This window comes from Mesorhizobium sp. M2E.F.Ca.ET.219.01.1.1 (genome assembly GCF_004016445.2).
Lineage (GTDB): Bacteria > Pseudomonadota > Alphaproteobacteria > Rhizobiales > Rhizobiaceae > Mesorhizobium.
On record NZ_SADT02000033.1, the window covers coordinates 1 to 928 of the forward strand.

Here is a 928-nt window from a genome sequence, read left to right on the forward strand (position 1 = left end):
TGCCGGAAGCGTCGGTGGTCGTGGTGCGGTCGCCCGCGCTGAAGTCGCCGCTGTTGTCGTCGTCGATGAAGATCGTCACCGGACCATGCGTCCACGCGACGTCGTCCGCGGTCTTGCCGTCGCCGGTGAGGTCCTCGTACTTCGTGCCGGAGATCGAGAAGTTGCGGAAGTTGGTGAAGTCGTTGCCGGTGTCGGTGCCGCCGCTGCCGGGGTTGTCGATGGTCTGCACCAGGGTGCCGGTCTCCTCGGACCCGCCGGGAACCTGCTCGTAGATGTGCTTGCCGACATCGGCCAGCGTCAGCCCGCCGATCGACCAGTTGCCGGAAGCGTCGGTGGTCGTGGTGCGGTCGCCCGCGCTGAAGTCGCCGCTGTTGTCGTCGTCGATGAAGATCGTCACCGGGCCGTGTGTCCACGCGACGTCGTCCGCCGTCTTGCCGTCGCCGGTCAGGTCCTCGTACTTCGTGCCCGAGATCGAGAAGTTGCGGAAGTTGGTGAAGTCGTTGCCGGTATCGGTGCCGCCGCTGCCGGGGTTGCCGATGGTCTGCACCAGGATGCCGGTCTCCTCGGACCCGCCGGGAACCTGCTCGTAGATGTGCTTGCCGACATCGGCCAGCGTCAGCCCGCCGATCGACCAGTTGCCGGAAGCGTCGGTGGTCGTGGTGCGGTCGCCCGCGCTGAAGTCGCCGCTGTTGTCGTCGTCGATGAAGATCGTCACCGGGCCGTGTGTCCACGCGACGTCGTCCGCGGTCTTGCCGTCGCCGGTCAGGTCCTCGTACTTCGTGCCCGAGATCGAGAAGTTGCGGAAGTTGGTGAAGTCGTTGCCGGTATCGGTGCCGCCACCGCCGGGGTTGTCGATGGTCTGCACCAGGGTGCCGGTCTCCTCGGACCCGCCGGGAACCTGCTCGTAGATGTGCTTGCCGACATCGGC

Annotated in this window: 1 protein-coding gene; it reads right to left on the reverse strand. The window is 66.6% G+C overall.

Annotation, left to right across the window (positions count from 1 at the left end):
- The coding region (locus tag EN862_RS36425; RefSeq protein ID WP_210235702.1) for a hypothetical protein at nucleotides 1-928 on the reverse strand (928 nt) is incomplete at both ends.